This window comes from Streptomyces sp. CY-1 (assembly GCF_047218265.1).
GTDB classification, from domain to species: domain Bacteria; phylum Actinomycetota; class Actinomycetes; order Streptomycetales; family Streptomycetaceae; genus Streptomyces; species Streptomyces niphimycinicus.
The window spans coordinates 5487395-5513131 of record NZ_CP178393.1 but is presented as its reverse complement, the minus strand read 5'-3'; the positions used below and the strand labels follow the sequence as shown (position 1 = coordinate 5513131).

Below are 25737 nucleotides of genomic sequence, written 5' to 3'. Positions count from 1 at the left end.
CACAACGGCCGGTGCCCGTGACCCAGGTCACGGGCACCGGCCGTTGTGTGTGCGGACAGCCCCGGCCGCCGCGTCAGGCCGTCCGGCCCCTCCTCAGGAAGCGGCCGGCGGCGAGTCCTCGGGACCGGAGCCGGAACCGGAACCGGAGCCGGGCTCCTCGCCCTTGCGGCGCAGCTCCTCCTCGCGGCGGCGGAGATCGGCCTCCCAGTCCTTCAGGCGCTCCTCGTCGCTCTCCTGGCCGCCCGGCGTGTCGGCCGGTGCGGCGTTCCCGTCGTCCTTACGGCTCGTGTCGTTCAGGGACTTGAGGAACTCGGGATTGTCGTCCGGCGCGACCCACCCGCCCCCGCCGCGGGCAGCGCCCCGGCCGCCGCCTCCGGCGACGGCGCGCTTACGGCCCGCGATCAGCCAGGAGATGGAGCCCACGACGGGGAACAGCAGAACGAGGATCGCCCAGATGGGCTTGGGGATATAGCGGATGTCCTGTTCGTCGGTGGTGATGCAGTCGATGAACGCGTAGATGCTCAGTGCCAGCGGCACCAGGATCATCAGCACCCGTAGCATGAGGCGATTCCCCCTGCGTGTGGTGTTCGGGGCGGTGGCTCGGGCCCCCAGTTACGGGACCAGGGTAGTGCGTACCGGATACTGGGACGCATGGCTTATGACGATCTTCGTTCCTTTCTGCGGGCGCTCGACAAGGAAGGCGACCTCAAGAGGGTCAAGGCCGAAGTCGATCCGTACCTGGAGGTCGGGGAGATCGTCGACCGGGTCAACAAGGCGGGCGGCCCCGCGCTGCTCTTCGAGAACGTCAAGGGCTCGGCGATGCCGCTGGCCATGAATGTCTTCGGCACCGACCGCCGCCTCCTCAAGGCCCTCGGACTGCGCTCCTACGACGAGATCAGCGAGAAGATCGGCGGGCTGGTCAAACCCGAGCTGCCGCAGGGATTCGGCGGCATGCGCGAGGCGTTCGGGAAGCTGGGCTCGATGGCCCATGTGCCGCCGAAGAAGGTGAAGGAGGCGCCCGTCCAGGAGGTGGTCCGCACCGGCGAGGACGTCGATCTGGACCAGCTTCCGGCGCTGTTCACCTGGCCCGAGGACGGCGGCTCGTTCTTCAACCTCGGCCTCACCCACACCAAGCACCCCGAGACCGGGGTGCGCAACCTGGGCCTCTACCGCCTCCAGCGCCATGACCGCCGCACCATCGGCATGCACTGGCAGATCCACAAGGACAGCCGCAACCACTACCAAGTGGCCGCCCGGCGGGGGGAGAAGCTCCCGGTGGCGATCGCCTTCGGCGCACCGCCCGCCGTGACCTACGCCTCGACCGCGCCGCTGCCCGGCGACATCGACGAGTACCTCTTCGCGGGGTTCGTCCAGGGCCGGCGGGTCGAGATGGTCGACTGCAAGACGGTGCCGCTCCAGGTCCCGGCGGCGGCCGAGGTCGTCATCGAGGGCTGGCTGGAGCCCGGGAAGATGCTGCCGGAGGGCCCGTTCGGCGACCATACGGGCTTCTACACGCCCCAGGAGCCGTTCCCGGCCCTGACCATCGACTGTGTGACGATGCGGCGGCGCCCGCTCCTCCAGTCGATCGTGGTGGGCCGTCCGCCGACCGAGGACGGACCGCTCGGGCGTGCGACCGAGCGGTTCTTCCTCCCGCTGCTCAAGATCATCATCCCGGACATCGTGGACTACCACCTCCCCGAGTCCGGCGGATTCCACAACTGCGCGATCGTCTCGATCGACAAGAAGTACCCCAAGCACGCGCAGAAGGTGATGCACGCCATCTGGGGTGCCCACATGATGTCGCTCACCAAGCTGATCGTCGTGGTCGACGCCGACTGCGATGTACACGATCTGCACGAGGTCTCCTGGCGCGCCCTGGGGAACACCGACTACGGCCGCGATCTGACCGTGGTCGATGGCCCCGTCGACCACCTCGACCACGCCTCGTACCAGCAGTTCTGGGGCGGCAAGGCGGGCATCGACGCCACCGCGAAATGGCCTGAGGAGGGCTATACGCGGGACGGCGGATGGCCGCACATGGTCCTGTCCGACCCGGAGATCGCCGATCGGGTGACAAAGCGATGGAAGGAGTACGGGCTGTGAGCGCCGATTCCGCAACCTCTGATCTCTTCGGCCCGGAACCGGCGCCGCCCGGCCGGGTCCGCGCCTTTCTGCGGCTGGTGATGATCGAGCACTCGGTCTTCGCGCTGCCCTTCGCCTACACCGCCGCGCTGACCGCGATGCAGATGTGGGACGGCACCGTCCACTGGACGCGGCTGCTGCTGATCACGGTCGCCATGGTGGGCATGCGCACCTTCGCGATGGCCTGCAACCGGATCATCGACCGCGAGATCGACGCGCGTAATCCGCGCACCGCCGGCCGTGAGCTGGTCACCGGCGCCGTATCGGTGCGCACCGCCTGGACCGGCGCGCTCATCGCGCTCGCCGTCTTCCTGGGCGCGGCGGCCCTCCTGGGCCCGCTCTGCCTGGCGCTGGCGCCGTTCGCGGTGGTGCCGATGGTGGTCTATCCGTACGGCAAGCGGTTCACCGACTATCCGCACGCCATCCTGGGGCTGGCCCAGGCCATCGGCCCGGTGGGCGCCTGGATCGGGGTCACCGGCGAGTGGTCGTGGGACGCGGTGATCCTCGGGCTCGCGATCGGCATCTGGATCGGCGGCTTCGACCTGATCTACGCCTGCCAGGACGTGGCCGCCGACCGGGCGCACGGGGTGCGGTCGGTACCGGCCCGCTTCGGCATCGCGGGCGCCCTGTACGGGGCGCGGGTCTGCCATGTGGTCACCACGGCCCTGCTGGTCTGGTACGCGCTGGCCACGGATGCCGGGGCGTTCTTCTGGGTGGGGCTGGTGATCGTCGCGGTGGCGTTCGGATACGAGCACACCATCGTGCGGCCCGGCGATCTGTCCCGGCTGAACCGCGCCTTCTTCACGGTCAACGGCTTCATCGGGATCGCCCTGTTCGCCTGCGCGCTCCTGGACCTCATGGTGCGGGGCCTCGGCCTGTGAGACCCGCCGGATAGGCTCGGTGACGTGGAGACGCCGCACGAGCCTTACGGACCGCACGAGCCGTACGGGCCGCACGAAGAAGTGAGCCGGCGCCGTCCCTGGGTGGTCGGTGTGTCCGGCGCGTCCGGGACGCCGTACGCCGCCTCGGTGCTGCGCGCGCTGCTGGCGGCGGGGGAGGCCGTCGACCTCGTGGTCAGCAGGGCGTCACGGCTGACGCTGCTGGACGAGACGGGGATCGGCTTCCGGGACGCCCACTGGCGCGAGGATCTGCGCCGCTGGCTGGCGCGGGGCGCGGACGGCAGGCCGGACGCCTTCGAGGTGCCCGCCGAGGTCGCGGACGTGGCCCACTGGGCGGCCGGGGACCTCGCGGCCGGGCCGTCCTCCGGCTCGTACCCGACCAAGGGGATGCTGATCGTCCCGGCGAGCACCGCGTGTGTGGCCGGGGTGGCGCTCGGACTGTCGAAGGATCTGCTCCAGCGGGCCGCGAGCGTCACGCTCAAGGAACGGCGCAAGCTCGTGGTGGCGGTGCGCGAGACACCGCTGAGCGGGCAGACCCTCAAGGCCCTGGTCTCGCTGGACGAGGCGGGCGCGGTGGTGCTGCCCGCCTCGCCGGCGTTCTACGCGGGGGCGACGCATATCCAGGATCTGGTGGACTTCGTCGCGGGGCGGGTGCTGGACGCGGCGGGGGTGCCGCACAAGCTGTACCGCCGGTGGGAGGGGGAGCTCGGTGGGGACCGGGACCGGGGAGTGGCCTAGGGGCGCGGACTCTAGCGGGTCCAGCGCCTCCTGGTGCGCGCGGCGCGGGCCGCGACGACGGCCGCGCGGCGGGCCGCACGGGAGACGGGCCGGTCGGTGGCATGGGCTGCACGCGAGCGGTTGGCCAGGTCCCGCAGCTCGAGCATGCGGGCCTCAAGACCCTCGATCGTGTACACGGTGAGTCTCATCTCCTGAGGACAGGTGTATCGCCTAAAAGATTTACAGGGCTTGTGGCCCTGATGCCTTAGATTCTACATGTAATCTCGCTCAATCCCTGAATAATGGAAGGCGTACGTGCTTATGGACGCGGTGGACAGGCAGCTCATCCAGGCCCTGCGGGAGAACGGCCGGGCCTCGTACGCGGAGCTGGGCAGGCTGGTCGGCCTCTCCGGGCCCAGCGTCACGGACCGGATCAACCGCCTGGAGGCCGCCGGGGTGATCACCGGTTATCGCGCGACCGTCGACGCCGCCTCCCTCGGGCTCGGCGTCACGGCCCTGATCGGCATCCAGCTCTCGGACGCCACCGACCATGAGGAGGTGGCCCACCGGATGCGCGAGCTCGCCGAGATCGAGGACTGCTGGTTCATCGCGGGCGACGACTCCTACATGCTCAAGGTGCGCGCCTCCGACGTGGACGGCCTGGAGCGGACCATCCGCCGGCTCTCCGGCACCAAGGGCGTCTCCCGCACCCGCACCACGATCGTGCTCTCCACCAAGTGGGAGAACCGGGTCGGCGAGCTTCCCGAGGACATCGAGGCGTAGTCTCGGCCAAGGCTGACATCAGCAGACGTATTGGGAGGCGACCCGGGGTGACGGGGACCACACACGACGCGGGTTTCAAGCGGGAGTTGGAAGAGAAGGTCCGCGCGGGCGAGCGGCTCTCGCGTGAGGACGGCATCGCCCTCTACGAGTCCGACGACCTGGCCTGGCTGGGCGGTCTCGCCCATGAGGTGCGCACCCGTAAGAACGGCGACGTGGTGCACTTCAACGTCAACCGCCACCTCAACATGACGAACGTGTGCACCGCGTCCTGTGCGTACTGCTCCTTCCAGCGCAAGCCCGGCGAGAAGGACGCCTACACGATGCGCATCGAGGAGGCCGTCCGCCTCGCCAAGGCGATGGAGAACGAGAACCTCACCGAGCTCCACATCGTCAACGGCCTGCACCCCACCCTTCCCTGGCGCTACTACCCGCGGTCGCTCAAGGCGCTCAAGGAGGCCCTGCCGCAGGTCTCGCTCAAGGCGTTCACCGCCACCGAGATCCACCACTTCGAGAAGATCTCCGGCATGCCCGCCTCGGAGATCCTCGACGAGCTGATCGACGCCGGACTGGAGTCGCTCACCGGCGGCGGCGCCGAGATCTTCGACTGGGAGATCCGGCAGCACATCGTCGACCACGAAACCCACTGGGAGGACTGGTCGCGGATCCACCGGCTCGCGCACGAGAAGGGGCTCAAGACCCCCTGCACGATGCTCTACGGGCATATCGAGGAGCCCCGCCACCGGGTGGACCACGTGCTGCGCCTGCGTGAGCTCCAGGACGAGACCGGCGGCTTCCAGGTCTTCATCCCGCTGCGCTACCAGCACGACTTCGTGGACATGAAGGACGGCAAGATCCGCAACCGGCTTCAGGCCCGCACCACCATGGCGACCGGCGCCGAGGCGCTGAAGACCTTCGCGGTCTCGCGGCTGCTGTTCGACAACGTGCCGCATGTCAAGGTCTTCTGGGTGATGCACGGCGTGCAGACCGCGCAGCTCGCGCTCAACCACGGCGCGGACGACATGGACGGCTCGGTCGTCGAGTACAAGATCACTCACGACGCCGACTCCTACGGGACGCCCAACAAGCTCACCCGTGACGACCTGCTCGAGTTGATCCGGGACGCCGGTTTCCGGCCGGTGGAGCGGAACACCCGCTACGAGATCATCCGCGAGTTCGAGGGCCCGGACGCGGACCGCCGCGAGTCCCCCCAGCCGATGCGGGTGTGACCCGTCCCGCCCACCGCCCGGCGGCCGCTGTCTGACGGCCGCCGAGCGGGGCACCCGGGGGCCATGGCCGGTACGAAGAGCCCCGAGGACGCGTACACCGCCGCCCCCTTCGTCCCGGACGGCGCCGACCTGGGCGCGCTCCGGGAGGCGGCGGCCGGATGCCGCGGCTGCCCGCTGCACCGCGACACCACCCAGACGGTCTTCGGCGCCGGCGACCCGGGCGCCCGGGCCATGCTCGTCGGCGAGCAGCCGGGCGACCAGGAGGACCGGCAGGGCAAGCCCTTCGTGGGCCCGGCGGGCAAGGTCCTCGACCGGGCCCTGGCGGAGGCCGGGATCGACCCTGGCGAGACGTACATCACCAACGCCGTCAAGCACTTCAAGTTCACCCACCTCCCCGAGCGCGGCAAGCGGCGCATCCACAAGCCGCCCAGCCTGCGCGAGCTGGCCGCCTGCGGGCCCTGGCTGGCGGCCGAGGTGGAGCTGATCGGGCCCGAGGTGATCGTGGCGCTCGGCGCCACGGCCGGGAAGGCGCTGCTCGGCTCGTCGTTCCGGGTGACCAAGGAGCGCGGGACGCGGCTGGAGGGCGACGCGTCGGGACCGGCGCGCGGCGCCCTGATCGTCCCCACGATCCACCCCTCCGCGGTGCTGCGGGCCGATGACCGGGAGGCGGCGTACGAGGGGCTGGTGGCGGATCTGAGGGTCGCGGCGGAGGCACTCGGCTGAGCGGCCCGGGGCCGTGGCGTGACCCTCCGGGGCCCGGTCGCCGTCGCGCGTACGGGGGCCCGGGGCGCGGGGGCGCTGACAGTGCCGGTGGGTATCGTCGGCCGCATGCCCCTGCGTTTTGAACTCGATCCCGAGGCCACCCCCGAGCTGCTCGACTCCGTCTGCGCCCTGTGGGCCGACGTCTCGAACGCGGGTGGCGCCGTCGGCTTCGTACCGCCCGTGGCCAAGGACGACATACGCCCCGATCTGCTCAAGCACCTGGCGGCGATGACGGAGGGCCGGACCCGCCTGCTGATCGGCCGCGACGAGGACGGCGCCGTGGCCGCCACCGCCTTCTTCACCTTCAACACCCACCGGCTGATGCGCCACTGGTGCTGGCTCTACACCGTGATGGTGCACCCCTCCCACCAGGGCAAGGGACACGGCCGCGCCCTTATGGCCGCCGCCGAGGACGCCGCGCGCGATATGGACGGCATCCGGGGGATACGGCTCACCTGCCGCGGCGGCACCGGCGCGGACCGCTTCTACGAGGCGTGCGGCTACAAGGAGGTCGGCCGGGCGCCCGGCGCGATCAGGGTCGCCGACGACGACTTCCGGGACGACGTCACCATGTGGCTGCCGCTGAATTGATCAGAAACCGGCCGTGGTTCACTGGGAGGACAGCTTCTTCCAGCATCCGCTCCGGCCGAACGCCCAGCAGAACTCCCAGGAGAGAGGACGAGTCGTGTCCTTCACGCCGAGTGCCATGTTCCGCTACACCCTCATGCGCCTGGGAATCTTCGCCGGATCGTTCCTGGCCATCTGGGGCCTGGTCTACGTCCGGGTGCTGCCCTCCGGCCTCGGCAGCTCCAACCTCTTCTGGGTGGCGCTGCTCGCGCTGGTCGTCTCCGCGCCGCTGAGCTGGGTGATGCTGCGCAGGCAGCGGGACGCCGTGGCCGTCCAGGTCGCCGAGAAGGTGGACCGCGCCAAGGAGCGGCTGGCGGCGAACCAGAGCCAGGAGGACGGCGTCTGACCCGCGCCGGGCTGTAACCCTCCTCACACCACCCCGCACACTCCACCGACGCCCCCTGCGCCAGCTTCCGTTGGCACAGGGGGCGTTGACGTCTTTCGGCCCCTCAGAAGCCGTCATGAGCCCTCGGAAGCCGCCGGAAGTCAAAGATTTCCTTTGGGTGCCCCAAAGCGGCGGTGTTAATGTACTTGTCATGAAGACAGCAGCCGCGCCCCTCATCTTCGCGAGCGTTCCGCTCGTGGCGCGCCTGCACATCGATCTTTGCCGCTGCCTGTCCGCGGCCTGTCGCCGCCGCTGATCGACCTCACGCACAGCGGCCGGAGATCCCGTACGGACTCCTGGCTTTCTCCCGCCCTCTTACCTCCACCGGAGTGTGTCCGTTGTCGTCCGCCCTCAAGGCGTCCCCCCAGGGGTCGTCCTCCTTCCGCCTGCCCAAGGTGCCCTTCTGGGCGCAGATCCTGCTGGGCCTCGTCCTCGGTGTGGTGCTGGGCTGGATCGCCCGCAGCGGTGATGTCGGCTGGCTGGTCACCACGCTCGACAAGATCGGCTCGATCTTCGTCCAGTTGCTGAAGCTGGCCGTCGCCCCGCTGGTGTTCTTCGCGATCCTGATCTCGATCACCAACCTGCGGAATGTCAACAACGCCGCCCGGCTGGCGACCCGCACCCTGCTGTGGTTCATGGCCACCTCGCTCATAGCCGTCGCCATCGGCCTCGCGATCGGCCTGATCACCAACCCGGGCGCCGGCACCGATCTGACCCCCAAGGACGGCGCCAAGCCCGACCACGCGGGCTCCTGGCTGGACTTCCTCACCGGGATCGTGCCGACCGACATCATCACCCCGTTCACCGAGCTGAACGTCCTCCAGATCGTCTTCATCGCCGCCGTCGCGGGCGTCGCGGCCCTCCAGCTCGGCGAGAAGGCCCAGCCGATCCTCACCCTGAGCCAGTCGGTGCTGGAACTGCTCCAGAAGGCCCTGTGGTGGGTCATCCGCCTCGCCCCGCTGGGCACCCTCGGCCTCATCGGCACCGCCATCGCCGACTACGGCTGGAACCTGATCGGCAAGTACGCGACCTTCACCGCCGACATCTACATCGGCTGCGCACTGGTGATGTTCGGCGTCTACCCGCTGCTGCTCGCGACGGTCGCCAAGGTCAACCCCCTGAGCTTCTTCAAGGGCGCCTGGCCCGCCATCCAGCTCGCCTTCGTCTCCCGCTCCTCGGTCGGCACCATGCCGCTGACCCAGAAGGTCACCGAGCGGCTGGGCGTCCCCAAGGAGTACGCCTCCTTCGCGGTGCCCTTCGGCTCCACGACGAAGATGGACGGCTGCGCCTCGATCTACCCGGCGATCGCCGCGATCTTCATCGCTCAGATCTTCGACGTCCACCTGGGCATCGGCGACTACCTCCTGATCGCCTTCGTCTCGGTCATCGGCTCCGCCGCCACCGCCGGCCTCACCGGCGCCACGGTCATGCTGACCCTGACCCTCTCCACCCTGGGCCTGCCCCTGGAGGGCGTCGGCCTGCTGATGGCCATCGACCCGGTGCTGGACATGATGCGGACCGCCACGAACGTGGCCGGCCAGTCGCTGATCCCGGTGATCGTCTCGGCCCGCGAGAAGATCCTCGACCACGAGGCGTACGCCCACGCCAGCGCCTCTCCGCTGGACGACTACGACGAGCCGGAGCGCCAGCTCGCCGCCGCGTAACCCCTGACGGGCGACAAATCGGTGCCCCCGGACCTCGGCGAGGTCCGGGGGCACCGCGTTTGTTCACTCGCCCGCCGTGGCCTCCAGGCCGACGATGGCCACCACCAGCAGGAGCAGGAAGAAGATCCGGGCCGGGGTGACCGGTTCATGGAAGAGGATCATGCCCAGCAGTGCGGTGCCTACGGCGCCGATGCCGACCCAGACGCCGTAGGCCGTGCCGATGGGCAGGCTCTTCACCGCGACGCTCAGCAGCCCCATGCTCACGATCAGACCGGCGACGGTGAACACGCTGGGCCACAGCCGGGTGAAGCCGTCGCTCAGCTTCATGCCGATCGACCAGCAGATTTCGAACAGTCCGGCGATGAGCAGCAGGACCCATGCCATGACGGCACCTCCGTGGAGTCTCTCGATACGGGGTGCGTCGTCTTTGCGGGGCCCGGTACGGCGCGTCTCGTCGGGTTCTTCCCGACCGTAGCAAACCCAGGTGTCAGGTGAGCGGGGCGGTGAGCAGGGGCAGGGCGCGGGTGAGCTCGCGCTCCCAGTAGGGCCAGGTGTGGGTGCCGGGGCCGTAGAGGTGGGCGGCGACGGCCAGGCCGTGGGCGCGGGCGCGGCGCACATAGCGCTGGGCCATCTCGCCGAGACCGCGCTCCAGGGTGTCCTCGGGGCGGCCCGGGGGATCGAGGGGACCGGGGGTGCCGTTTCCGCAGGCGACGTAGAGCGGGTAGCCGCGGGGGAGCCGGGGGATGAGGGCGTACGGGTTGTGGGCGTCCCAGAGCGCGGACTGGGCGGCGGGGTCTCCCCACAGGGCCGTCGGGTCGGCGCCCTGGCCCGTAAGGATGCCCTGGATACCGGCGGGGTCCAGGGTGGTGTGGATGACACCGCTGAAGGACGCCGCCGCGCGGAACAGGCGGGGGTGGCGTGCGGCGTAGGACAGGGCGCCGAAGCCGCCCATGGACAGACCGGCGATCGCACGGCGGCCGTTGGCCCTCAGGGCGCGCTCCAGGAGGGGGCGCAGTTCGGCCAGGTGGAAGGTCTCCCAGGCGGGCGGGCCGTAGTGGCCGCCGTTCCACCAGTTGGAGTAGAAGCCCGCGGGGCCGCCCTCGGGGGAGACGATCAGGGCCGGGGTGGCCGCGGTGATGGCCTCGACATCGGTGTTGAGGGTCCACGCCTCCCAGCCCGGGCCCGGGTCGCAGCAGCCGTGGAGCAGGTAGAGGACGGGCCAGCGGTGGTGGGGGCGGCGGTCGTAGCCGGTGGGGAGGAGGACGCGGACGTGGCCCGCACGGCCCAGGGCGGGGGAGTCGATCGTCAGGTCGAGGACGCGCTCGCTGACGCGGTCCGCGGCGATGAGGCGGGCGCGGGCGGGCGTCCGGCGTGCGGCAAGGGCTTCCGCGGGGCGGGCTTTCGGGGCCTTCGGGGGGCCGGGCTCCGGGGAGCGGGCTTGGGCGGTGGTCGTCAGGAGCGGTGCGGCGGCCAGCGCGGTGAGCGCGGCGACGGCTCTGCGGCGGTTCGGCATCGTTCGTTCTCCTTCGCGGTGCTGCGTACGGAGCTGAACGGGGCACGGTGCGTGGTCAGTTGAAACTTTGATGTCGGCGGGCGGCCGTGGCAAGAGCGCCGACAGTGGTCCCACGTAGGCTTAACCCGATATGTGTGCGGGGGCACGATCGAAGGGGGCGGCCTGCGTGGGCGGGGCGACGGGGAGCAAGCGCGTACCACGGGCGGTGCGGGAGCAGCAGATGCTGGACGCGGGGGTGCGGGCCTTCGCGCGCAGCGGCTATCGGAACGCCTCGATGGACGACATCGCCGAGCTGGCCGGGGTTTCCAAGCCGCTGGTCTATCTCTATCTCCACTCCAAGGAAGAGCTGTTCACGGCGTGCATACGGCGGGAGGCCGCGGCGCTGGTGACCGCCGTGCGCGCCGCCGTGGAGCGGGACGCGCCCGCCGACCGGCAGTTGTGGAGCGGGCTGAGCGGCTTCTTCGCCCATGCGGCCGAACATCCGGACGGCTGGACGCTGTTGCATGTGCAGGCCCGTACGCATGGGCAGCCCTATGCGCGCGAAGTGGCCGCGATGCGGGCGGAGATCGTGGAGTTCGTGACGCAGTTGATCGGGGCGGCGGCGCGGGAGCACGCCCGCGGCACGGCGCGCGCCCGGACCCTCGCGGGCACCGAGGTGTCCGGGCTCGCGTACGCGCTGGTGGGGGCGGCCGAGTCGCTCGCGGACTGGGCGGGGGACGGAAGAGCGGGCGGGCACTCGGCAAAGGAGGCCGCGGCCACCCTGATGAACTTCGCCTGGGCCGGGCTGGGGAACCTGCTCCAGGGGACGGGATGGTCGCCCGAGCGGGTCGGGTGAGGCATGGGTCGGCTGACCCGCTCGGGTGGGCTGATGCGTGGATCTGGCTGAGGCGCGGGTGGCGTGGCCTCGGGCGGGCCTCGGGCGGGCGTCAAGGCGGGCCTCAGGCGGTGCAGTCGCCCCGCGTCGGCTCGTCAGCCAGCCGCGCCGCCATCCAGTCCAGGGCCGCCGGGATCCCGGTCAGCGCCGTGGTGACATGGTCGAGCGGATAGTCCTGCCACTCCACCGGTACGCCCCGGGCGCACCAGCGGGCGCGCAGCGCCTCGCCGACCCGGTACGGGATCAGCTCGTCCACCAGGCCCTGGTAGAGGTAGACGGGGTGGTCCGGGGAGCGAGTGCCCAAGTATGAGGACCGCAGAGCGAGTTGCCAGGCCGGGCTGGCGAGTGGGTCCCTTACGGTCACCTCGGACATGCGCTGGAAGAGCCCGGCGATGGTGCTGAGGGCCACGCAGTTCCACTTCATCGCCGTCCTTTCGTGGATACCCCTGGCTTCAGCCGGGGGAGGAAACGAAACCCCTGCGGGGCAGGGCAAGGAGCGGGGTTTCGCCGTCAGGGCTAAAGACCGTACTCTGACCCGCAAGGTGACCTTTAGCTGTGTCCTCACTAGTTTGTGAGCATGGCCACGGCGCATGTGAAGCGGGCGTTTAAGTACCGCTTCTATCCCACGGACGAGCAGGCAGCGGAGCTGTCGCGCACGTTCGGGTGTGTGCGGAAGGTCTTTAACATGGCGCTCGCGGCGCGTACGGAGGCGTGGGCGCGGCAGGAGCGGGTGAACTACAACGCCACGTCGGCGATGCTGACGGCGTGGAAGAAGACCCAAGAACTGGCGTTCCTCAACGACGTCTCCTCGGTTCCGCTACAGCAGTGCTTGCGGCACTTGCAGACGGCGTTCACGAGCTTCTTCGCCAAGCGGGCCAGGTACCCGCGCTTCAAGTCGAAGAAGAAGTCGCGCAAATCCGCCGAGTACACCACCAGCGGGTTCCGCTTCCGCGCGGGGAAGCTGACGCTGGCCAAGATGACCGAGCCACTGGATATCGTGTGGTCGCGTCCGTTCCCGGAGGGTGCGAAGCCGTCCACGGTGACCGTGTCCCAGGACAGCGCGGGGCGATGGTTCGTCTCGATGCTGTGCGAGGACCCGGGCGTCAAACCGCTTCCCGCAACGGATGCGGCGGTTGGTGTGGATGTCGGCCTGGACCACCTTCTGACCCTGTCCACCGGGGAGGAGGTCGCCAACCCCCGCCATGAGCGCCGCGACCGCGTCCGCCTCGCCCTGGCTCAACGCCGCCTGGTGAAGAAGGAGAAGGGTTCGACGAACCGGGCCAGGGCCCGGCGTAAGGTCGCCAGGATCCACGCCCGTATCGCCGACCGGCGCCGTGACGGGCTGCACAAGCTGACTTCCCGACTCGTTCGTGAGAACCAAACGATCGTGATCGAGGATCTGACCGTGCGGAACATGGTCAAGAACCGGAACCTGGCCCGCGCCATCAGCGATGCCGCGTGGTCGGAGTTCCGGGCGATGCTGGAGTACAAGGGTGCCTGGTACGGGCGGGAAGTGATCGCGGTCGACCGATTCTTCCCCTCCTCCAGGCTGTGCTCCACCTGCGGCACCCTCCAGGAGAAGATGCCGCTGCACGTCCGTACCTGGACGTGCGACTGTGGCACGACCCACGACCGGGACGTGAACGCAGCGAAAAACCTGCTGGCCGTCGGACTGACGGTGTCGGCCTGTGGAGCTGGTGTAAGACCTCAACGGAGTTCTCCGGGCGGGCAGTCGGCGACGAAGCAGGAAGCCCCACGGCGCGAGCCGTAGGAATCCCCCTCGTTTTACGAGGGGGAGGAAGCCAAGAAGTCCACATAGCCGCGCTGGAGCGTGGACTCGTCCTGGACGACGGGAGCGGTCAGCCAGCGGCGGTCGAACCCGGCCGCGGTGCGCGGTGCGCCGAAGCGGGGCGGGCAGCCGAACAGCGGCTCGTAGTCGTCGGCGTACGGCGGTGCCGGATACGCGAACTGGGCCCACAGCAGCGGGATTCGCCGCCCGATCAGCCAGCCCGCGAGCCGGTGCCGGATGAGCATCAGCCATTCGGCCACGATGTGGTGCTCGGCCGCCGTAAGGCCGTCGGCATGTGGGCCCAGCCCGCCGCGCAGGGCGAACACCGCCTCCCGGCCGCGGGCCGCGCCGCGCTCCAGGGCGAGATTGGGCCCGCCGGGGAAGAGCCGGTAGAAGCGGGCCCCGCGCTCCACCGCCGTGCCGAGGTCGGGGCAGCCCAGCGAGGCGTAGCACATCATCGCGAAGGTGCCGGGGCGGCTGCGGATGGTCGCCAGCCCCAGGAACTCGTCCCCGGTGGCCCGGTGCAGGGCGCGCACCAGCCGGGCGAACTGCTCGGGGGAGACGCGGGCGCGGTCGTCGGTGAGCAACAGCGGGGGTATCCGGGCCCGTTGCAGCAGGGGGACGGTGTCGAGGCCGAGCCGCTGCGCACCGCGCAGCGCGGCCCGCACATGGTGCACCGTCACCGTCCGCCGCCCGCGCCCCATGGTCAAAACCGTAGCCCGATCGGGGCGTTGCGTCAGCGGTGCGTCGCCGGCCCCCTGCACGGCGTGAGCACCTTAAGGACGGCGTGAGCGCCTTACGGTTATCCTCGACGGCCCGTACGGACCTGTGAGAGCGGTGAGGGACATGACCACGACCCGGCGGCCCGCGACAGCCGAATGGCTGGGCCTCGAGCCCCATCCGGAGGGCGGCTGGTACCGGGAGACCTGGCGCAGCGATGTCGCGGTGCGGCCGCCGGGGTACGGGGGCGAGCGCGCGACGGCCACGGCGATCTACTTCCTGCTGACTCCCGGTGAGGAGTCCCGCTGGCATGTGGTGCGCTCGGCCGAGCTGTGGCTGTGGCACAGCGGCGGCCCGCTGCGGCTGCGGCTGGGCGGTACGGGCGACGGCCCGGAGGCGGCCCCCACGGAGCTGGTCCTGGGCCCCGATATCGCCTCCGGCCAGCGCCCCCAGCTCGTCGTCCCGCCGGGCACCTGGCAGTCGGCCCGTCCGATGGCGGACGAGGAGGTCCTGGTGAGCTGTGTGGTCTCCCCGGGCTTCGACTTCGCCGACTTCCGGCTGCTGGAGGACTGACCGCCCCCGGGAGGCTCCGGGAAAGGCGGAACAGGCGGAAAAGGCGCAGAAGGCAAGGTAGGCCGAGAAGGCCGAGAAGAGGCGGAAAGGCAGGAGCCCCGCTTCCCGCCAGGCGGGGAGCAGGGCTCCTTGGGTGGTGCTGCTGGATCAGACGGCGCTGACGTTCTCCGCCTGGGGGCCCTTCGGACCCTGGGTGACGTCGAAGGTCACGGCCTGGTTCTCCTCAAGAGAACGGAAGCCGGTCGCGTTGATCGCGGAGTAGTGAACGAAGACATCGGGGCCGCCGCCGTCTTGGGCGATGAAGCCGAAGCCCTTCTCGGCGTTGAACCACTTGACGGTTCCGGTAGCCATAAGCCCTCCTTGGGCCAAAGGGTTGCCCTGCTCCAGAACCTGCAAGAAGTCTGAAAACTACAAAAGCCCGCGGTTACATGCTCCGCAGGCTCTGTACTGCAAGGAAACCAAACTGCAACTTGCGGCGAGCCTAGCACGCTCCGTGTGCACGAGGAAAGAGCCGAAGATCACGAAAACGAGGGGTTTCCCTGGCTTCCAGGATGGATAAGATCGCAGGTCGAGCGCTTGCCGGTCGGTCAGCGCAAGGACGGCCGACCACCCCGGCGCCATTCCCGGGGCCGAGCGGGGCTAGCCTCCGATGCGTGGACAATTCACCGAGTTCCCCCTCGCGGAGTACCCAGGGCGCCTCCGAAAGCATCGGGCCCCTTGTCGGTCATCGGCGCAGCCGGCCAAAAGTGGGGCACATCCAGTACCTCAATTGCATGCCGTTGTACTGGGGCCTCGCCAGGACCGGTTCGCTCCTGGATTTCGAGCTCACCAAGGCTTCTCCCGACGCCCTCAACGACCTGCTGGTCAGTGGCGATCTCGACATCGGCCCGATCAGCCTGGTGGAGTATCTGCGCAATGCGGACGATCTTGTCGCGCTCCCCGACATCGCGGTGGGCTGCGACGGGCCCGTGATGTCCTGCGTGATCGTCTCGCAGGTGCCGCTGGAGCAGCTCAACGGGGCGCGCGTCGCACTCGGTTCCGCCTCGCGCACCTCCGTACGCCTGGCTCAGCTCCTGCTCGCCGAGCGGTACGGGCTCACGCCCGAGTACTACACCTGCCCGCCCGACCTCAGCCTGATGATGCAGGAGGCCGAGGCGGCGGTGCTGATCGGCGACGCGGCGCTGCGGGCCAATCTCCACGACGCACCCCGGCTGGGCCTCCAGGTCCATGACCTGGGACAGATGTGGAAGGAGTGGACCGGGCTCCCCTTTGTCTTCGCGGTATGGGCGGCCCGCCGCGAGTACCTGGAGCGGGAGCCGGAGATCGTCCGGGGCGTGCACCAGGCGTTCCTGGAGTCGCGGAACCTCTCCCTGGAAGAGGTCGGCAAGGTCGCCGAGCAGGCGGCGCGCTGGGAGCAGCTCGACGCGTCGGTGCTGGAGCGCTACTTCACCACTCTCGACTTCAGCCTCGGTGCGGAGCAGTTGCTGGGCATCGCGGAGTTCGCCCGCCGTACGGGTCCGACGACCGGATACCCGGCGGACGTCCGGGTCGATCTGCTGACCTGACCTGACCTGACCTGAGCCGACCTGACCTGACCCGATCCGACCTGGCCTTCCGGACCGCACCGACCAGCGTGGATGGCGGGAACACCCCCTAAGCTGGACCGGCGCATGGAGGGGGAGGCAACGCGATGGATCCGCTGGGAGCGGACGATCCGCAGGTCATCGGCGCGTACCGGCTGCTCGGACGGCTCGGTTCGGGCGGGATGGGCCGGGTCTTTGTGGGCCGCAGCGCGGGCGGGCGCACGGTGGCGGTGAAGGTTGTGCACGCCCATTTCGCGCTGGACGAGGAGTTCCGCGCCCGCTTCCGGCGCGAGGTCGACGCCGCGCGCCGGGTCGGTGGCGCCTTTACCGCGCCGGTCCTGGACGCCGACCCGGAGGCGCACATTCCGTGGGTGGCCACCGGCTATGTGGCGGGCCCTCCGCTCAACCAGGCCGTATCCGACGAGGGGCCGCTGCCCGAGTCGGCGGTGCGGGCCCTGGGCGCGGGGCTCGCCGAGGCACTGGCCGCGGTGCACGCCCTCGGCCTGGTCCACCGCGATGTCAAGCCGTCCAATGTGCTGCTCGCGCTCGACGGTCCGCGTTTGATCGACTTCGGTATCGCCCGGGCCACCGAGGGCACGGTGTCGCTGACCTCGACCGGCGCCTCCATCGGCTCGCCCGGCTATATGGCGCCCGAGCAGATCCTGGGCGAGGGCGTCGGGGGCGCGGCCGATGTCTTCTCCCTCGGCGCGGTGCTGGCGTACGCGGCGACCGGCAAGCCGCCGTTCCCGGGCGACACTTCGGCCGCGCTGCTCTACAAGGTGGTGCACGACGAGCCCCGGCTCGGCCCCGAGCTGACGGGTGACCTGCGCGATCTGGTCGCCGCGTGCCTCGCCAAGAACCCGGCCGACCGCCCCACCCCCGAGCGGATCGTGCGGCGCCTCGCCCCGGAGGACGGCGCCTCGGGGCTCGCCCGGCCGGGCTGGCTGCCGGGGGCGCTGGTCGAGCGGGTGAGCCGGCAGGTGGTGGAGCTGCTCGACCTGGAGGCGGAGGCCGTGGCCCCGCCGCGCGTCGCCGAGCCGCCCGCCGCAGGGCCCTCCGCCATAGGGCCCTCCGCCATAGGGCCGTCATCCATAGAGCCGTCATCCATAGGGCTGCCCGCCGTAGGGCCGTCCTCGGCCGGGCCGTCAGTCACGGAGTCACCGGCCGCGGACTCACCGACCCCGCCGCCCACCCCGGCCCCGGCCTCACCCCTGCTGGGCGCCTTCGGCCCGCCCGACCCGTCGTACGCCAACGGGCTGCCCCCGAAGGACCAGCCGGGACCTCCGCTCCCCTCCCCGCCGTCGTCGAAACCGGGCGGCCGCAGTGTCGCGCTCTCCGCCGCCGTCGGCGGTAAGAAGCGCCCCAAGGCGCTGAGCTGCACGCTGGTCCTGTCCATCGCGGGCGCGCTGGCCGTGGCGACGACCGCCGCCGTGCTCTTCAAGGTGCTGCCCGGCGGCTCCAGCGACAACAACGACCAGGGCGCCGCGGACCCCCGCCCCTCCGCCACCGAACGGAACCCGGGAGACGGAGCGCACGACGACTCCGGGAAGGGTGCCGTGCCCAAGGCGTTCCTCGGCACCTGGCAGGGCGATCTGACCTCCGACTCGGGGATCCCGGTGGGCACCTTGACGATCACCTTCCGGCAGGGCCACACCGGGCAGGACGTCGCCAGCGGCCGGGTCAAGCTGTCGGTGCTGCGCTGCGACAGCACCTGGAAGCTGGTCTCGGCGGCCCCGAAACAACTCCACCTCGACGCGCGCCTGAAGGGTTCCGAGCCCCAGCAGGGGTGCAGCGACGCCTCGACGGACGAGCAGTTCACCCTCACCCGCGACGGGGCGCTCAGCTACCAGGCGAAGGACGACCAGGCGGGTGACCCCACGGGCACTCTGCGCAAGCTGCGATGAGCGGGGGCGGCCGGCGCCGGTGTGCCCGACACGTACTCGTAGTGGCGTAAAGGCGCTGGCGTACGCTGGGTCGGTCCACCCGTAGACCTCCGAAAGGTACGCCCCGGTGACCGCAAACGCAGAGGTGCAGGTAGTCCTCGACCGCGCCGCCGACGGGGGCCGGATCACCCCACAAGAGGCGCTCGACCTTTACCGTTCGGCTCCGCTGCACGCGCTGGGGGCCGCCGCCGACGCGGTCCGGCGCCGTCGCTACGCGGGCACCGAGCACATCGCGACGTACATCATCGAGCGGAACATCAACTACACCAACGTCTGCGTCACGGCGTGCAAGTTCTGCGCCTTCTACGCCGCGCCGAAGGACACGGCGAAGGGCTGGAGCCGCGATCTCGACGACATCCTGCGGCGCTGCGCGGAGACCGTCGAGCTGGGCGGCACGCAGATCATGTTCCAGGGCGGCCACCACCCGGACTACGGCGTGGAGTACTACGAGAAGCACTTCTCGGCCATCAAGAAGGCGTTCCCGCAGTTGGTGATCCACTCGCTGGGGGCGTCCGAGGTCGAGCACATGGCGCGGATCTCGGGGGTCCCGGCCGAGGAGGCCATCCGCCGTATCCACGCGGCCGGTCTCGACTCCTTCGCGGGCGCGGGCGCCGAGCTGCTGCCCGAGCGGCCGCGCAAGGCCATCGCGCCGCTGAAGGAGTCCGGCGAGCGCTGGCTGGAGATCATGGAGATCGCCCATAACCTCGGCGTGGAGTCCACCTCCACCATGCTGATGGGCACCGGCGAGACCAACGCCGAGCGGATCGAGCACCTCCGCATGATCCGCGATGTGCAGGACCGTACGGGCGGCTTCCGCGCCTTCATCCCGTACACCTACCAGCCCGAGAACAACCATCTGAAGGGCCAGACGCAGGCGACCGTCTTCGAGTACCTGCGGATGATCGCCATCGCGCGGCTCTTCCTCGACAACGTGGCCCATATCCAGGGTTCCTGGCTGACCGTGGGCAAGGAGGCCGGCCAGCTCGCCCTGCACTACGGGGCGGACGACCTCGGCTCGGTGATGCTGGAGGAGAACGTGGTCTCCTCGGCGGGCGCCCGCCACCGCTCCAACCGGATGGAGCTACTCCACCTCATCCGCGCGGCCGGCCGGGTCCCCGCGCAGCGCGCGACGACGTACGAGCACCTGGTGGTGCACGACGACCCGGCGAACGACCCGGTCGACGACCATGTCGTCTCGCATCTGTCCTCGACGGCGATCGAAGGTGGCACGGCCCACCCCGAGCTGACGGTGATCCAGGCGTCCTGATGCTCACGCTCCACGCGGCGCCCGTCGTCCGGTACACCCCCGACGACGCGGCGCCGCTGCACGAGGCCGCCGTCGCGGTCGACGGCGACCGCATCGCGGCCATCGGCCCCCTGGCGGAGCTGCGGCGGACCTATCCGCGGGCCCGGGTGCGGGAGTGGCCCGGGGAGCTCGGCCCGGCCCTCGTCCACGAGGGCCCGGTGCCGGACGCGCCCAGCCCGCGGGAGCGGATCCACGCCCTGCTGCGGCGGGGCGCGACCGCCGTCCTCGCGCACCACCTCGGCGACGCCGAGCTGCGCGCGGCCGCCCACCGGGGCGGCATCGCCGTCCTGGACCGGCCCCGGCCGCCCGTTCTCGCCCCGGCGGGCCGCGCGGATCTGGCCGTCTTCGACGCGGACGGCGCGTGCCTGGCCACGGTGGTGGCGGGGCGGCTGGTGCACCGGCGCCGCTGAGGCACGCCGGGCCCCGGGCGGGGGCGCGGGGCGCGGGAGGTGAACAATGGGGGCGTGAGCCGAGCATCCCTGGACAAGCAGCCGCACGAAGTCGCCGCCATGTTCGACGGCGTGGCGGCCAAATACGACCTCACCAACGATGTGCTGTCGCTCGGGCAGGCCCGGCTGTGGCGCAAGGCGGTCGCCCGGGCCGTGGACGCGCGCGCCGGTGAGCGGGTGCTCGACCTCGCCGCCGGTACGGGGACGTCCTCGCTGCCGTTCCTGGAGGCGGGCGCGTACGTGGTGCCGTGCGACTTCTCGCTCGGGATGCTCCGGGAGGGCAAGAAGCGCCATCCGCGGCTGCCGCTGACCGCGGGCGACGCGACCCGGCTGCCCTTCGCGGACGGGGTCTTCGACGCCGTCACGATCTCCTTCGGGCTGCGCAACATCCAGGACACGCAGGGGGCGCTGCGCGAGATGCTGCGGGTGACCAGGCCCGGCGGACGGGTCGTCATCTGCGAGTTCAGCCACCCCGCATGGGAGCCGTTCCGCACGGTCTACAGCGAGTATCTGATGCGCGCGCTGCCGCCGATCGCGACGTCGGTCAGCAGCAACCCGGACGCGTATGTCTACCTCGCGGAGTCCATCCGCGCCTGGCCGGACCAGCCCCGTCTCGCCGCCCGGCTGCGGTCGGCGGGCTGGGAGCGGGCGGCCTGGCGCAACCTCACCGGCGGCGTGGTGGCCCTCCACCGGGCGTACAAGCCGTAAGGCGGCCATGAACGCGGCATGCGAGCCGTAAGGCGGCCGTACGAGCCGTAAGGCGACCACGAACGCGGCATGGGAGCCGTAAGGCGGTCACCGGCCGGGCCGCGGGGACGGCTGCTCGCGACGGCTCCTCGCGCCGCTTCGCGGCCCTTCGCGAGTGCCGGAGTTACGCCCCCCATAGACTGCATGTGTCCAGTGCCCGGCGTGACCGGCACGCCGTTACCGAGGCTTGGGGAGACCCCGCGTGAGCGAGACCGCACCCACCGAGAGCGCGTCCTTTGGGATCTCGGAGCGCAGCGCCGATGTGATCGTCGTCGGTGCCGGACCGGCCGGCTCCACCACCGCGTACCACCTCGCCAAGGCGGGGCTGGATGTGCTGCTGCTGGAGAAGACGGCCTTTCCGCGCGAGAAGGTGTGCGGTGACGGCCTGACCCCGCGCGCCACCAAGCAGCTCGTGGCCATGGGCATCGACATCTCCGAGGAGGCGGGCTGGCTGCGCAACCGGGGTCTGCGGATCATCGCGGGCGGGGTGCGGCTCCAGCTCGACTGGCCGGAGCTGGCCGCGTACCCGAACTACGGCCTGGTCCGTAAGCGTGACGACTTCGACGAGCAGTTGGCGCGGCAGGCCCAGAAGGCCGGGGCCCGGCTGTACGAGCGCTGCAATGTGGGCGCCCCGATCACCGACGAGCGCACCGGCCGGATCACCGGGGTCCACGCCAAGCTGGGCGAGGAGAAGGCGCCCGTCACCTTCCACGCGCCCCTGGTGGTCGCCGCCGACGGCAACTCCACCCGGCTCTCGCTCGCCATGGGGCTGCACCGGCGCGAGGACCGCCCGATGGGCGTGGCGGTGCGGACGTACTTCACCTCGCCCCGCCATGACGACGACTACCTGGAGTCCTGGCTGGAGTTGTGGGACCGGCGCGGCGCGCAGGACCGGCTGCTGCCCGGCTACGGCTGGATCTTCGGCATGGGCGACGGCACCAGCAATGTGGGCCTGGGCGTCCTGAACACCTCGTCCTCCTTCAAGGAGCTCGACTGGCGCGAGATCCTCAAGGCGTGGTGCGCCTCGATGCCGGAGGACTGGGGCTACACCCCGGAGAACATGACCGGCCCGATCCGCGGCGCCGCGCTCCCGATGGCCTTCAACCGGCAGCCGCACTACACCCGCGGGCTGCTGCTCGTCGGTGACGCGGGCGGCATGGTCAACCCGTTCAACGGCGAGGGCATCGCCTATGCGATGGAATCCGGACAGATCGCCGCGGATGTGATCGTCCAGGCCCATGCCCGCGCCACCGCCCCCCAGCGCGAACTGGCCCTCCAGCGCTACCCCAAGGTCCTCAAGGACACCTACGGCGGCTACTACACGCTGGGCCGGGCGTTCGTGAAGCTGATCGGCAACCCGAAGGTCATGAAGCTGGCGGCGCAGCGCGGGCTGACGCATCCGATGCTGATGCGGTTCACCCTGAAGCTGCTGGCGAATCTGACGGACCCGACGGGCGGCGACGCGATGGACCGCATCATCAACGGCCTCACCAAGGTGACCCCGCGAGCCTGACGGCCCCGTAAGGGCCGGCCGACCGACAACGCGGACGTATCGCGGCGCCCCCAGCGGAGCGCTACGCGCCGGGGCCGCCGCTCGCGATGACGCCGAACGGCGCCCGGACCACATCCGCCAGCCAGGCCATCCGGCCGATCCCCTCGGCCGACATGGCCGGCATCAGCACCGAACCGCCCAGGTCCTGCCCCTTGGCCACCACCGCGTCGCAGTCCGCCACCTCGAAGTACGGCAGCCACTGCGGCGGTGTCGAATGCCCCTCCTGGAGCTGGGCGACGCCGCCGAAGGAGCCCTCCCGGCCGGCGCCGGTGGTCATCAGCACCGTGTACGCCCCGCCGGGGAAGGACATCTCCTCGGCGTCCCAGCCGAAGACCTTGCGGTAGAAGGCCAGGTCCCTGGGGGGATCGGGGGAGTGCAGCTCGGTCCAGCACAGGGTGCCGGGGTCGTTGACCGCGTCCAGCCCCGCCGTCCGGCCGGGCTGCCAGATGGCGAAGCGGGCGCCGCCGGGGTCGGTGAACTGGGCCATCCGCCCCTCCTCGAAGACGTCGAACGGAGCGAGCCGCACCGTGCCGCCCGACTGCTCGACGGTCCGCGCGGTCTCCTCGGCGTCACGGGTGTGGAAATACGGCGTCCAGGCGGACCGAGCGCCCTCCTCGGTGAGCGGCCCGACGGCCGCGACGGTCTTCCGGCCCAGGGTGAAGAAGCCGTATCCGCCCGCCTCGGGGCCCGCCGACTCGAAGCGCCAGCCCATCAGGGAGCCGTAGAAGGCCACGGCCGCTTCGGTGTCGGGGGCGCCCAGATCGAGCCAGTTGGGGGCGCCGGGGACGTAATCGGTGGTGAGCATGGGCGCTCCTTCGACGGTCGAGCGCGAAGACGCGGGAAGTTCTGCCGGCGATTGCCTCGTTTGCCTCGTTCTGTCCGGGATTGCCTCGTTACTCAGTCTGGCACCGGGCACCGACAGCCGCCGCCGGGCTCGACATGACGTCGCCGTGGGGCAGTGGTGACAATGAAGGCAGGGGGCGCCGTGCGCGCCAGCCGCGGTGACGCCGGATCGATGGGGCTCACAGGGCAGGTTCCACCGCCGGTGGGCCTGGCAGGAGGTACACCATGACGAAGGCAGCGGACATCATGCACCCGGGCGCGCAGTGGCTTCCGGAGAACGAGACGGTGCTGCGCGCCGCCCAGCTCATGCGGGAGCTCGGCGTGGGGGCCCTGCCGGTCAGCGACAGCAACGAGCGGCTGTGCGGCATCGTGACCGACCGTGACATCGTCGTCGACTGCATCGCGGAGAGCGCCGATCCGTCCGGGACGCCCGTCGGGGCGCTCACCAAGGGCACTCCGCGCTGGATCTCCGCGGATGCCGATGTCACGGACGTCCTGCGAGAGATGGAGGAGCACAAGATCCGCAGGCTGCCGGTGATCGACCAGAACAAGCGGCTGGTCGGAATGATCTCCGAGGCGGATCTGGCCCATCACCTCAGTGACGACCTTCTCGGCGAGTTCCTGGAGAAGGTCTACGCGCAGTAGGCGCGCGATGGGGTCGTGAGGCCGCCGTCCGCGACGGGAACGGCGGCCCCAGGCCCGTCCATCTGTCGGGAGGTGCGCCTCAGAGGACGCGCACGGCCCCGGTGGGCATGTCGTAGTCCAGCGGACGCTCGACGATCCCGGTGCTCGGGTTCTGGGCGCCGATGAAGTTGCCGCCGCCGACGTAGACGCCGACGTGGTACGCGCTGCCGGCGCTGCCCCAGTAGAGCAGGTCGCCCGGCTGGAGGGAGTCCAGCGAGACCGGGGTGCCGGTGGTGGACTGGTCCTGCGAGACCCGCGGCAGGCTCACGCCGACCTGCTTGAAGGCGGCCTGGGTCAGCCCGGAGCAGTCGTAGGAGGACGGACCGCTGGAGCCGAGCACATACGCCTTGCCGAGCTGCGCCTTCAGGAAGCTGATCAGCGTGGCGGCGTTGCCGGTGGCGTTGCTGGTGGAGTTGCTCGCGCTGGCGGTGGACAGCGTGGTGCGCTCGGCGGAGCGCGACGCCTTCGCCGCCTCGGCCTTGGCCTCGGCCGCACGCTTGGCGGCCGCCTTACGGGCCGCCTCCCGGGCTTCCTTCGCCTTGCGTTCGGCCTCCGCGTGGGCCTTCTTGGCCGCGACCTTCGCGTGGGCGGCCGCCTGCTCCTGCTGTGCCTGGAGCTCGTAGTCGGAGGCGGCCTGCTGCGTGGCGTCAGCGGTCTGGGCGGCCGTGCTCGCCAGTGTGGCGCTGACGGTCGGCATTTCCAGGGTGGACTCGGCCGGGGCGGCCTTGGACTCCGTGGCGGAGGCGGGCACGGCGGCACCGGCCACCGCGAGGGTGAGGAAGCCACCGGTCATCCCTGCTCGGAGTGCACGCGTGGACGCGGCACGGCGGGGCTTCCGGTGGCTGGGTATGTGTGCGACTGGGGACATAGGTCACTGGCTACCAGGGTCCTAAGGCCCAGATCAACAAAAGTGGGGTGTGCCACATTTGACGTGCGCACGCCCAAAAATCGGACCAAACGATCTTCGTGGGCCCGTCGGCAGCCATGCCCGAATTTCTCGATCATGTCTCTACGCACGGCATTTGGCGGCCGTGCGGTGTCTGCGGGCGATCTACCACCGATGCGGCCCGCGTACAAAGGGTTCCCGGCAAAACTAGATCCACAACCCGTCTGGGCGTGGGATACCTCACTCGCTCCGAGCCGCTCGTGAACGCGTGCGCGAGCCGGTGATCAATCGGTGACCGACCCGTGATCGATCGACGTCCGGGACGAAGGTCATCCATGGGGATGGCGGGCCCATATCAGGCGACAAAGTCCATCGCAAATTTGCATGTATGTACCATGTCTTGGTAGGGGCGCAACGCGCTCACCTGTGATGACATCTCGGAATGTCACTTCTCGTGGTCGTTCGGATGCTTCACGTACAAGATCACCGCTCATCCGACTTCATGATCCTTCGTCAGGTGGTGGAGATCACAAAGACGTTGTCGTACCCCGTGTCGCAGATCACAGACCGACGGGCATAGGATGCAGGCGAAACGGGCTTGTGAACTGCCTCACATGTGCGCGATCTTCGTGGGGCGACCGGCATGTCCGTGCGGTCCGCCAAGCAGTCATCGTCGACTGAAGGGAGCGAGGACGGTGAACGCATACGCGCCCATCCTCGTACTGGGAGCCCTCGGGGCAGGTTTTGCGATCTTCTCGGTGCTCATGGCCGCGATCATCGGCCCCAAGCGCTACAACCGGGCCAAGCTCGAGGCCTATGAGTGCGGCATCGAGCCGACTCCGCATCCGTCCGGCGGTGGGCGCTTCCCCATCAAGTACTACCTGACGGCGATGCTCTTCATCGTCTTCGACATCGAGATCGTCTTCCTCTACCCCTGGGCCGTCACCTTCGACGCCCTCGGCCTGTTCGGGCTCGTGGAGATGCTCCTCTTCGTGCTCACCGTCTTCGTGGCCTACGCCTACGTATGGCGGCGCGGCGGCCTGGAGTGGGACTAAAGGGGCTCTAGAGGA

29 protein-coding genes and 1 riboswitch are annotated in these 25737 nt (G+C 70.3%); of the genes, 20 read left to right on the top strand and 9 right to left on the bottom strand.

The features are described 5' to 3' along the window. Positions 1-93: 93 nt before the first annotated feature. Entirely contained in the window at positions 94-561 is a 468-nt protein-coding gene (locus tag ACK1X7_RS23650; protein WP_413115605.1) for a PLD nuclease N-terminal domain-containing protein, read from the bottom strand. 90 nt (positions 562-651) lie between these two features. Between ACK1X7_RS23650 and ACK1X7_RS23645 the strand changes: the two genes are divergently transcribed. The 3 genes from ACK1X7_RS23645 to ACK1X7_RS23635 all read left to right on the top strand — a co-directional run bounded on the left by ACK1X7_RS23645 (position 652) and on the right by ACK1X7_RS23635 (position 3779). After that, positions 652-2103: a menaquinone biosynthesis decarboxylase gene (locus ACK1X7_RS23645; protein ID WP_385141474.1), complete on the top strand. Its 1452-nt coding sequence runs from the start codon at positions 652-654 to the stop codon at positions 2101-2103. Further along, complete coding sequence (gene mqnP / locus ACK1X7_RS23640) at positions 2100-3023, top strand: menaquinone biosynthesis prenyltransferase MqnP (protein WP_385141477.1); 924 nt, start codon at positions 2100-2102, stop codon at positions 3021-3023. Before ACK1X7_RS23645 ends, mqnP begins: the two co-directional genes overlap by 4 nt. 81 nt (positions 3024-3104) lie before the next feature. Beyond that, positions 3105-3779 carry a UbiX family flavin prenyltransferase gene (locus ACK1X7_RS23635; RefSeq protein WP_216345425.1) on the top strand — a complete coding sequence of 225 codons (675 nt, stop codon included), beginning with the start codon at positions 3105-3107 and terminating at the stop codon, positions 3777-3779. 11 nt (positions 3780-3790) lie between these two features. Here the strand turns inward: ACK1X7_RS23635 and ACK1X7_RS23630 are convergent, their stop codons facing one another. Further along, the gene (locus tag ACK1X7_RS23630; protein WP_165449181.1) at positions 3791-3967 is read right to left on the bottom strand and encodes a hypothetical protein; all 177 of its coding nucleotides are present in this window, start codon (positions 3965-3967) and stop codon (positions 3791-3793) included. A 112-nt stretch (positions 3968-4079) separates the two neighbouring features. On the opposite strand from ACK1X7_RS23630, the gene ACK1X7_RS23625 reads away from it, so the two are divergent. From ACK1X7_RS23625 to ACK1X7_RS23600, 6 genes are all read left to right on the top strand, one after another. Beyond that, positions 4080-4541 carry an Lrp/AsnC family transcriptional regulator gene (locus ACK1X7_RS23625; protein WP_014054040.1) on the top strand — a complete coding sequence of 154 codons (462 nt, stop codon included), beginning with the start codon at positions 4080-4082 and terminating at the stop codon, positions 4539-4541. 47 nt (positions 4542-4588) lie between these two features. Then, positions 4589-5767 carry an aminofutalosine synthase MqnE gene (gene mqnE, locus ACK1X7_RS23620; protein WP_216345416.1) on the top strand — a complete coding sequence of 393 codons (1179 nt, stop codon included), beginning with the start codon at positions 4589-4591 and terminating at the stop codon, positions 5765-5767. A 63-nt stretch (positions 5768-5830) separates the two neighbouring features. Beyond that, the gene (locus tag ACK1X7_RS23615; protein WP_398159788.1) at positions 5831-6490 is read left to right on the top strand and encodes a UdgX family uracil-DNA binding protein; all 660 of its coding nucleotides are present in this window, start codon (positions 5831-5833) and stop codon (positions 6488-6490) included. A 105-nt stretch (positions 6491-6595) separates the two neighbouring features. Further along, entirely contained in the window at positions 6596-7120 is a 525-nt protein-coding gene (locus ACK1X7_RS23610) for a GNAT family N-acetyltransferase (protein WP_216345414.1), read from the top strand. 115 nt (positions 7121-7235) lie between these two features. Further along, positions 7236-7502: a DUF4229 domain-containing protein gene (locus ACK1X7_RS23605; RefSeq protein ID WP_385141534.1), complete on the top strand. Its 267-nt coding sequence runs from the start codon at positions 7236-7238 to the stop codon at positions 7500-7502. A gap of 377 nt (positions 7503-7879) precedes the next feature. Beyond that, positions 7880-9205 carry a dicarboxylate/amino acid:cation symporter gene (locus tag ACK1X7_RS23600; RefSeq protein WP_385141483.1) on the top strand — a complete coding sequence of 442 codons (1326 nt, stop codon included), beginning with the start codon at positions 7880-7882 and terminating at the stop codon, positions 9203-9205. A 63-nt stretch (positions 9206-9268) separates the two neighbouring features. Here the strand turns inward: ACK1X7_RS23600 and ACK1X7_RS23595 are convergent, their stop codons facing one another. Both ACK1X7_RS23595 and ACK1X7_RS23590 read right to left on the bottom strand, forming a co-directional pair. Beyond that, positions 9269-9589 carry a DMT family transporter gene (locus ACK1X7_RS23595; protein ID WP_059145063.1) on the bottom strand — a complete coding sequence of 107 codons (321 nt, stop codon included), beginning with the start codon at positions 9587-9589 and terminating at the stop codon, positions 9269-9271. Between the two features lie 31 nt (positions 9590-9620). Beyond that, positions 9621-9686, bottom strand: a riboswitch (guanidine-III (ykkC-III) riboswitch). 6 nt (positions 9687-9692) lie between these two features. Then, a complete protein-coding gene (locus tag ACK1X7_RS23590) occupies positions 9693-10718 on the bottom strand; it encodes an alpha/beta hydrolase (RefSeq protein ID WP_385141486.1) in 1026 nt (341 codons plus the stop codon). A gap of 220 nt (positions 10719-10938) precedes the next feature. Here ACK1X7_RS23590 and ACK1X7_RS23585 point away from each other — a divergent pair, with 220 nt between their 5' ends. Continuing rightward, on the top strand, positions 10939-11553 hold the full coding sequence (locus ACK1X7_RS23585; protein WP_390794448.1) for a TetR/AcrR family transcriptional regulator: 615 nt from the start codon (positions 10939-10941) through the stop codon (positions 11551-11553). A gap of 103 nt (positions 11554-11656) precedes the next feature. Here ACK1X7_RS23585 and ACK1X7_RS23580 read toward each other — a convergent pair whose 3' ends face one another. Beyond that, positions 11657-12016, bottom strand: a complete 360-nt coding sequence (locus ACK1X7_RS23580) for a lipase family protein (protein WP_390794402.1) — start codon at positions 12014-12016, stop codon at positions 11657-11659. Between the two features lie 153 nt (positions 12017-12169). On the opposite strand from ACK1X7_RS23580, the gene ACK1X7_RS23575 reads away from it, so the two are divergent. After that, positions 12170-13363, top strand: a complete 1194-nt coding sequence (locus ACK1X7_RS23575; protein ID WP_385141491.1) for an RNA-guided endonuclease InsQ/TnpB family protein — start codon at positions 12170-12172, stop codon at positions 13361-13363. Positions 13364-13377: 14 nt separating this feature from the next. On the opposite strand, the gene ACK1X7_RS23570 is transcribed toward ACK1X7_RS23575, so the two are convergent. Further along, the gene (locus ACK1X7_RS23570; RefSeq protein ID WP_413115604.1) at positions 13378-14085 is read right to left on the bottom strand and encodes an AraC family transcriptional regulator; all 708 of its coding nucleotides are present in this window, start codon (positions 14083-14085) and stop codon (positions 13378-13380) included. 142 nt (positions 14086-14227) lie between these two features. On the opposite strand from ACK1X7_RS23570, the gene ACK1X7_RS23565 reads away from it, so the two are divergent. Next, on the top strand, positions 14228-14674 hold the full coding sequence (locus ACK1X7_RS23565) for a cupin domain-containing protein (protein ID WP_390794403.1): 447 nt from the start codon (positions 14228-14230) through the stop codon (positions 14672-14674). Positions 14675-14821: 147 nt separating this feature from the next. Here the strand turns inward: ACK1X7_RS23565 and ACK1X7_RS23560 are convergent, their stop codons facing one another. Beyond that, a complete protein-coding gene (locus tag ACK1X7_RS23560; protein ID WP_030834854.1) occupies positions 14822-15025 on the bottom strand; it encodes a cold-shock protein in 204 nt (67 codons plus the stop codon). 356 nt (positions 15026-15381) lie between these two features. Here ACK1X7_RS23560 and ACK1X7_RS23555 point away from each other — a divergent pair, with 356 nt between their 5' ends. From ACK1X7_RS23555 to ACK1X7_RS23530, 6 genes are all read left to right on the top strand, one after another. Continuing rightward, positions 15382-16239, top strand: a complete 858-nt coding sequence (locus tag ACK1X7_RS23555) for a menaquinone biosynthetic enzyme MqnA/MqnD family protein (protein WP_385141540.1) — start codon at positions 15382-15384, stop codon at positions 16237-16239. A gap of 125 nt (positions 16240-16364) precedes the next feature. Beyond that, positions 16365-18161, top strand: a complete 1797-nt coding sequence (locus ACK1X7_RS23550) for a serine/threonine-protein kinase (RefSeq protein WP_413115603.1) — start codon at positions 16365-16367, stop codon at positions 18159-18161. Positions 18162-18267: 106 nt separating this feature from the next. Then, positions 18268-19467 carry a cyclic dehypoxanthinyl futalosine synthase gene (gene mqnC, locus ACK1X7_RS23545; RefSeq protein WP_385141503.1) on the top strand — a complete coding sequence of 400 codons (1200 nt, stop codon included), beginning with the start codon at positions 18268-18270 and terminating at the stop codon, positions 19465-19467. Further along, positions 19467-19916, top strand: coding sequence for an imidazolonepropionase-like domain-containing protein (locus ACK1X7_RS23540; protein ID WP_390794404.1), 450 nt, complete (start codon positions 19467-19469; stop codon positions 19914-19916). The genes mqnC and ACK1X7_RS23540 overlap by 1 nt, the downstream gene beginning before the upstream one ends. Before the next feature lie 54 nt (positions 19917-19970). Continuing rightward, positions 19971-20663: a demethylmenaquinone methyltransferase gene (locus tag ACK1X7_RS23535; RefSeq protein ID WP_413115602.1), complete on the top strand. Its 693-nt coding sequence runs from the start codon at positions 19971-19973 to the stop codon at positions 20661-20663. Between the two features lie 241 nt (positions 20664-20904). Next, positions 20905-22215 carry a geranylgeranyl reductase family protein gene (locus ACK1X7_RS23530; RefSeq protein WP_216342308.1) on the top strand — a complete coding sequence of 437 codons (1311 nt, stop codon included), beginning with the start codon at positions 20905-20907 and terminating at the stop codon, positions 22213-22215. A gap of 61 nt (positions 22216-22276) precedes the next feature. On the opposite strand, the gene ACK1X7_RS23525 is transcribed toward ACK1X7_RS23530, so the two are convergent. Next, positions 22277-23059 (bottom strand): VOC family protein, encoded by a 783-nt coding sequence (locus ACK1X7_RS23525; protein ID WP_119990619.1) that lies wholly within the window; start codon positions 23057-23059, stop codon positions 22277-22279. Between the two features lie 263 nt (positions 23060-23322). On the opposite strand from ACK1X7_RS23525, the gene ACK1X7_RS23520 reads away from it, so the two are divergent. After that, positions 23323-23742: a CBS domain-containing protein gene (locus tag ACK1X7_RS23520; protein WP_385141509.1), complete on the top strand. Its 420-nt coding sequence runs from the start codon at positions 23323-23325 to the stop codon at positions 23740-23742. A gap of 79 nt (positions 23743-23821) precedes the next feature. Here ACK1X7_RS23520 and ACK1X7_RS23515 read toward each other — a convergent pair whose 3' ends face one another. Then, on the bottom strand, positions 23822-24649 hold the full coding sequence (locus ACK1X7_RS23515) for a C40 family peptidase (protein WP_385141512.1): 828 nt from the start codon (positions 24647-24649) through the stop codon (positions 23822-23824). A 713-nt stretch (positions 24650-25362) separates the two neighbouring features. On the opposite strand from ACK1X7_RS23515, the gene ACK1X7_RS23510 reads away from it, so the two are divergent. Continuing rightward, positions 25363-25722 (top strand): NADH-quinone oxidoreductase subunit A, encoded by a 360-nt coding sequence (locus ACK1X7_RS23510; RefSeq protein ID WP_014054062.1) that lies wholly within the window; start codon positions 25363-25365, stop codon positions 25720-25722. The last annotated feature ends 15 nt before the right edge of the window (positions 25723-25737 follow it).